The 6,906-nt window shown below is 60.0% G+C and carries 5 protein-coding genes; 3 read left to right on the top strand and 2 right to left on the bottom strand.

Annotated elements, in window-relative coordinates; genetic code table 11:
- The first annotated feature begins 264 nt into the window (after positions 1-264).
- Complete coding sequence (locus tag M1D34_RS32455; protein WP_498786473.1) at positions 265-885, top strand: hypothetical protein; 621 nt, start codon at positions 265-267, stop codon at positions 883-885.
- A gap of 1,045 nt (positions 886-1,930) precedes the next feature.
- Here M1D34_RS32455 and M1D34_RS32450 read toward each other — a convergent pair.
- A complete protein-coding gene (locus M1D34_RS32450) occupies positions 1,931-2,368 on the bottom strand; it encodes a lycopene cyclase family protein (protein ID WP_498786471.1) in 438 nt (145 codons plus the stop codon).
- Between the two features lie 272 nt (positions 2,369-2,640).
- A complete protein-coding gene (locus tag M1D34_RS32445) occupies positions 2,641-4,272 on the bottom strand; it encodes an alpha-amylase family glycosyl hydrolase (protein ID WP_498786215.1) in 1,632 nt (543 codons plus the stop codon).
- 221 nt (positions 4,273-4,493) lie between these two features.
- On the opposite strand from M1D34_RS32445, the gene M1D34_RS32440 reads away from it, so the two are divergent.
- Positions 4,494-4,865 (top strand): SPW repeat domain-containing protein, encoded by a 372-nt coding sequence (locus tag M1D34_RS32440; RefSeq protein WP_127509576.1) that lies wholly within the window; start codon positions 4,494-4,496, stop codon positions 4,863-4,865.
- Positions 4,866-5,297: 432 nt separating this feature from the next.
- Positions 5,298-6,443, top strand: a complete 1,146-nt coding sequence (locus M1D34_RS32435) for a cytochrome P450 (RefSeq protein WP_498785134.1) — start codon at positions 5,298-5,300, stop codon at positions 6,441-6,443.
- Positions 6,444-6,906 lie beyond the last annotated feature (463 nt).

Raw genomic sequence — 6,906 nt, 5'->3', positions numbered from 1 at the left:
GGCGCTGGGTAGTGCCATTTCTGTTCGCCCGTGCCGGCTTCCACAAATACCGCCTTTGTCAATGCGGGATGTAATCCACGCCGCCTGTTGCGCCGGTAACAAGACCAGGTGTGAATGGTCTGGCGAACCTGGCAGCCATTTCCCTTGAGTGAACATAACTGATGTTCAGCGGTTAGACTAAAGGAGCGAGCCTCGTTGTCCGCCACCAGAGTTCAGCCACTGGCGACACCTGTACAAGGGATCGCGCTTCGCCGGAGAAACAGGTTGCAGTGGATTGAAGAGCATCGCGAACTTATCACTGCGCTTACGGGTCTGGGGACCCTGGCCGTCTGGGTAATCTACCTGCAGGTGTTCGTCAGCAACTATCGAAGGCAGCTGCGCGCCACCTTGCTGATTACGCGCGGCGCGGGTTCCGGATTGGACGCTCGCTGCTTCCTCAGCAATATGAGCTCGGGACCAGTACACGTGGCCAGCGTGCTGGTTAAACTGGAAACCCCTGCGGGGTCGCTCATCTGCCCTGTAACGGACATGCTGCATCCGGAAGGAGAGGCTCCGGCCGAACCTCGGCAGCGCACGCGGCAAGGCCCCTTGGGGAGCGGCGAGATCAGGGATCTGGGTTCCTTTCGTACCCTGATGCGCCACGCGCTGCACGCCAAATCGGAGAGCCCGGCTGCCGACGAATGGCACAGAGAGGTTCGCTCCATCATGGTCGAAATCGTGGGCCATTACGGCTCGGAAGACCTTCCTATCGGCGCGCGCAGAGTTTTCGTTGTACTCGAAAATGCCGGCGGACCGCTCATCCTTGGGCGAGAGCTGCAAACGGAGCAGATCAGAAACAAGCGGGATAGGAGAAGGTTGATCGCCGATTTGGAACGCGATCGTTGAAGTCACGTCGTCGAGGTGCAAAGCGGGATTGCGGATCATGAGCGCAATCCCAGGCGAAGAGGCGCGATCATGAGATTTCTATGCGCAGCAGGCGTTTGCGCCAAGGGCAGCTAGACCTTGCATGCGACCCTCTCACCGCCACTCAATAGCCTCCAACGATCAGCTAGCCTGAATTCCCGATGACCGAGAACAGAATTCCGGCGGACAATTCTGCCGAGGCGTTACATTGTTACCGAGCTGTCATCATGTGCAGTACCGGTACGGAGTCGAGCCTCCGGCGCGTGCTCCCTTCTTGTTCAGTGTTATGGTAGGCGATACTTAATTGAACGCGATTGGCAGCCAGACGAGCGCGCATGCTGAAACGATGAGCATTGCCAGGCTGACGCTTGCCGGCATCGACGTTTCGAAAGACCTGCGGGGCTCTCCAGCAATACCGGCAAGTCGACCGGGTACGAATATTCCTTTACCTGGACGGGGAGCGACGGCGTGCGTCGGAGTTCAGGCTCCGGACTGCCGTCGGAGGCGTTCAATCGCAGGAACGACGAGAAACGGAACTGGGGCTTGCACGAGTAAGCACGCGCACCCGAAGGAAATCAGCCGCCGCCCTTCCAGCGGAAGGGGCGGTTTCCAGAACGCTTCTTCGTGCCTATCTGGCCAAGTCAGCACCAGTAGTCGCCGTCTCGAAGCATCGTCATCACGTCCCGTCGAAGCGTATGGGGTCGGCGACGATGCAGCAACTCGGAGGCCCGCCTAATTGCCCAGTTTCGGACTGAATTGCGACGCTTTGAGCAGACTGGCGGCTTTTGAAGTATCGCAATGTCGGACCGAACGACCGAAATGAAGGCGCAGAGCGGTCGTTCGTGAACCATGGCTAGAAAGTCCTTTTCGGTGCATCAGGGGACATGCCCAGTACATCGCTTGCTGCGAGGATGTTCACGTTCTGGGCCAAAAAAATCGCATAATGTATCCCTTGGAACGACCTCAGGCGAGGCCGCGGCGGACATTCTCAGTTTACAAGGCAACCGCTCATTCAGGGTTGATGATATCAGCCCTTTCGAGGACGTTCGGTGGCAAGGGTCTGCGCCACCATGAGAGCTAGAGGTTCGCGCGGTATGTCCTCCAGCGCTAGTTCGGGGTAATAGCGAACAATCTCGTCATGACTGATAGGCCAGCCAGAATAGGGCACATGAGGCCGAGCCACGAAATCAATGTCGTCAAGGGTTACACAACGGCCGCCCCATAGCCTGGACGTCCCGCCGATGCCGCGATGGCCAGTGCGATCGCGGCTGGCGTGATGCGCCGTGGCGAGATCCCCCGCACCGAACAGACCCTGCCAGCCGGGCCTCTTGCTGAAATCGCCGCCGTCAACAAGTGAAACCGATAAGCCTCTGGCGGCGCATTTTGTTGCGAGTGCCAGCCCGACCGGACCGGCGCCCACAATGCAGAGATCGGTGGCAAGCAAATCTACGCCGTCAATCAGCATAAGGCGCTCGCTCGCTACTGCAGAACCTGTCACCGGACCGAAGCTCTCTGACACCGATCATGCGCGCCCTGCACCACTGGGTGATCAAGGTTGGATACCAGAAAACGCAGAGCTTGGATATGATCAGACGTCCATCTCCCTCTGCACGGAATTTAAGAAATCGGCCCGGCGCCGGCAAACCTACATCTCTGCCCCGACAGCCCGAGTTAGCGCATGAGCTCGGCTCCCGTTCCTCGCGGCCGTCGGCAGCTGTCTCGGCCTTGTGAGGCCGATCATTCATTCGCCCGCTCAGGAACACAGGACTCCGCGATCACACCTTCGTTGGGTCGCAGATATAGTTGCGAATCCACTGGCTCGCCTATGCGGTCCAGAAGGGTATTCAGCCGGACCATGCCCCCGCCTCGTAAGGAGACAGTCTCACTGCCATCGCTGACGTTAAGGGCGATCAGAAGTTGCCTGTCACGAGTGCACCGCCGGAAAAGCAGGACGTTGCCTCGGCTGCGCAACGGTCGGAAGTCGCCGGCGAGCAGCGCTGGCTCCGTCTGCCGCAGGGCAATGAGCTGCCGGTAGAGCGACAGCAGCGACCGCTCATCGCCCCGCTCGACGGCGACGTTTCGCTGCGCTACGTCATCGCCGAGCGGCAGCCACGGCTCGCCTGTGGTAAAACCGGCCTTCTCGCTGGCATCCCAGCGCATCGGTGCCCGTTCTGGATCGCGGTTCAGGCCGAAGCCTGGAACACGGATCTCGAACGGATCGCATGCGTCTTCAGAGGAAATCTGCGAACTCGGCATACCGATCTCGTCACCTTCAAAGAAGATCGGGGTGCCGGAGAGCGTAAAAAGCAGCATGGCCGCGATACGCGCCTGCTGCAGGCCGACACGTGTGGCGATGCGTGGCTTGTCGTGCCCGCCGAGAACCCAGACTGGCCAGGCGCCGTCGGGAATGGCGTTGATGTACTGGTCTATCCGTGCAGCTATCGAGGCTGCATCCCAGTCCGTCTCAAGCAGCAGAGAGTTGAGCGGCAGGTGAAAACGCGGACGCTCGCCACCATAGAACTGTCCGATGTGTCGAAAACCTTCCTGAACTTCACCGAGAAGCACTCGATCTGGGAACGCGTCGAGCACGGCGCGCATTTCCTCGATATAGCTCATTGTTTCAGGGCGGATATCGGTGAAAACCCGTTTGAACTTATCCGTTCGCGGCATTTCAGCATCGAAATCCGGATTGGGCGGATCGTCGCGCAGGAGCGGATCTTCGGCGAGGACGGCACTGGCGTCGACTCGAAAGCCATCCACGCCGCGCCGCAACCAGAAGCGCAGCACATCGGCGAACGCCTCCCGTACTGCGGGGTTATGCCAGTTGAGGTCGGGCTGCTCGCGCAGGAATGCATGGTAGTAATATTGGCCAGTTCGCTCGTCCCATTCCCAAGCGCTGCCACCGAAACGGCTGAGCCAGTTGTTCGGCGGCAGACCGTCGGGACCTGGATCAGCCCAGACATACCAGTCCCGCCTCGGGTTATCGCGCGACGAGCGGCTTTCAATGAACCACGAATGCTGGTCGGACGTGTGGTTAGGGACCACGTCGAGGATCAGCCTGATCCTGCGCTCGTGCAGCGCATCGACCACGCGGTCGAAATCCGCCAGGGTACCGAACAGCGGATCGATGTCGGTGTAATCGGAAATGTCATAGCCGAAATCGACCATCGGCGATCGGTACACCGGTGAAAGCCAGACGGCACCGACGCCAAGCCAGGCGAGATAGTCCACGCGCGAAAGCAAGCCGGGAAGGTCACCGACGCCATCACCGTCGGAGTCATGAAAGGAGCGGGGATATATCTGGTAGATCGAGCAGGACTTCCACCAGGCGAGTGGGTTTACCGAGGATCTAGTCTGCTGGTTCATCATTTTGGTTGCATGTTCCTGCTGAAACAATCGAGGGAAACGCTGCATCCGCGGGTACCGTTCCAAGTTTCGAGAGCTCGAGGTGGTTGGCGCGGATGCTGGTGCCGGCCGAGCGCATGGCCACACCAGACCACCTCCCTCTGCTCGGGCTGGCAGTGGCGTCTGGGCGGAAACTTTCTCGTGCTTGCTTGGTTGTAGCCCTGGAGAAAGACGGAGGTGCGGTTATGGAAATCATTCCGACCAGAGTACACGGGGTACTCGACTACTTAACGGGTATCCTACTGATCTTGGCCCCGTGGCTCTTTGGTTTCGCAGACGGCAGTGCGGCGCAATGGGTGCCGATGGTGCTTGGAGCTGCGGTTATCGTCTACAGCCTGATTACCGATTATGAGCTCGGCCTTGTTGCCGCGATTCCGATGCCGGTGCACCTCATGCTGGACGTCGGTGGTGGCATGTTATTGCTGGTCTCTCCATGGCTGTTCGGTTTTTCGGAGCGCATCGCGTGGCCGCACGTCGCCGTTGGGTTGATAGAGGTTGCCGTTGCGGCTCTGACGCATCGCCACGCCGGCGATGCAGGCGCGGCAGGAGTTCGATAAGGATCGAGCTTAGCCCGGAAGCGACATTGCTGTTGCTTCGCGACGCTCCTGAATGCGGCGCGGGGCAAGGAAATGCTTTGGCGATTGCGAGCGTCCGACTATTCCCGCGCCTTGCGGCTGCTCCTGTATTCTCGAGAGCGCAGAAGGCGACTGGTGTCGTGGCATCTCTGCCGGGCTCATCGATCACCGCGGGAAGCACCGATCGCTCAGCGTTTGGCATTGCGCAGCCTGACACATCGGAACATCCGCAGCAGAGAAAAGTTGTGCATCTGCAAGCGAACCGGACGCGGAATGAAATCGGTACCCTGCACATCGTCGATCGACAGTACCCTGGCGCTGCTCCGGGAGAGCTATACCTTCATATCCGCGCGCTGTGACGAACTCCGCACCGACGTCTTTCGAACGCGGCTGATGCTTCGGCCGGTGCTCTGCATGCGCGGGGAGGAGGCAGCTCAACTCTTTTACGGCAGTGACGACGTAACGCGCGTTGGTTCGATGCCGTGGACCGTGCTCCGCCTACTTCAGGATAAGCACAGTGTTCAGCAGCTCGACGGCGAGATGCACCGGCAGAGGAAGAAGATGTTCATCGATCTGGCGATGAGTGATGGTGCCGTGGCAGCCCTCATTGACCGGTTTCGCCATCACTGGCTTGCCCAGGTCGACAATCGCGAGACTGGTCGCTCCGATCTCCGCGAAGTTGCCAATCTCGTCTTGACGAAAGCGTCGGCAGATTGGATCGGCATCCCTGAGCACAGCCGTGATGACCGCAAACTCGCCGAGAGCCTTGCAGAAATGATCGACAATACCGGCAGCTTTGGTCCGTCGGCGTGGCTGGCGCTGGTGTCTCGCCGGCGAACGGAGCGGTGGCTGATTTCGATTGTAGAGGCGGTGCGCGACGGCTCACTCGTTGTGATCGACGAGTGCGCGCTGAAGACCATCTGTGTGTTCTATCGGGATGCCGACGGACGAGCTCTTTCCACGGAAGCGGCAGCGGTCGAAGTTCTGAACCTGCTGCGTCCGATCGCAGCAATCAGCCGCTGGATCGTATTTTTGGCTCTGGCGCTTGCCCGCAACCCCGAGCGGCAGGAGCGGTTCCGCGGCGGGCACGACGAGGAGATCGAAGGCTTCGTCGAGGAGGTGCGGCGCCTCTATCCGTTCTTCCCATTTGTCGGGGCGAAGCTCAGAAAGGATCTTGTTTGGCAGGGTCATCCACTCGTGAAAGGCGACTGGCTGTTGCTTGATCTCTATGGAACGACCCACGATCCGCGTCTCTTTCCTCAGCCGAGAGTCTTCGACCCCGAGCGTGGATCGTCATGGCGAAATGAAGATTTCCGCTTCATTCCGCAGGGAGGAGGTCGGCCCGAAACAAGCCATCGCTGTCCAGGCGAAAAAATCATTGTCGAAATTCTCAAGGAGACCTTGAAGCTCGTTTGCCGAAACCGTCCTCTTCGAATAACGCCTGCGGATGCCGACATCCCCCTTGGCTCGATTCCGGCTTCGCCGGTGCCGCCGATCTCTATATGCCCACGGGCGGTGAGCGGGGCGCCACCGAGAGGTCTCGCAGATGACCGGTGGTAGTGCGAGCGACAGACGGTTCTACGACGAATGCGCGCGAATACTCGGCGCGCCGCATGCTTACAGGAACCCGCCCGGCAGGATCACGCGGTGGAACAATCGAGCTCCGGGCAACGGCCGCTTTCCGGGCCGCGGCTTGATCCGGGTGTTCGGTCCTCATCACATACAGATTGCGCTTCGCCGACCGGTGGAACTCCATCTTCTCTGCCACTCCACGGAAGAAGCGCTGAAGGCGCTAAGGGCGGCGTGCCGGCCTGACGAGGCGGAGTAGAAGCGGGCGTCGATCAGGCTGGACGAGCGGGGGGCGGCCATACGCATCGGTTGGCCGCGCGATAGTCCTGCGGTCGGGATTGCAACATCCAGGAAGGAAGCCCAGACCGCTAGGACTCGACAGCCTCGAGAGCTGTTCAAGGCGCCGCGGGAAACGGGATCAGCTACTCGCCTTGACGAGCTTGGAAGCGTCATT

This window comes from Ensifer sp. D2-11 (assembly GCF_054161295.1).
Note: the sequence above shows the minus strand (reverse complement) of the source record. Positions and strands in the feature narration are given on the sequence as shown.

Coding starts and splice junctions, on each gene's coding strand:
- M1D34_RS32450 (WP_498786471.1), bottom strand. CDS start 2,368: ATGCTGATTGACGGCGTAGATTTGCTTGCCACCGATCTCTGCATTGTG.
- M1D34_RS32445 (WP_498786215.1), bottom strand. CDS start 4,272: ATGATGAACCAGCAGACTAGATCCTCGGTAAACCCACTCGCCTGGTGG.
- M1D34_RS32440 (WP_127509576.1), top strand. CDS start 4,494: ATGGAAATCATTCCGACCAGAGTACACGGGGTACTCGACTACTTAACG.
- M1D34_RS32435 (WP_498785134.1), top strand. CDS start 5,298: ATGCGCGGGGAGGAGGCAGCTCAACTCTTTTACGGCAGTGACGACGTA.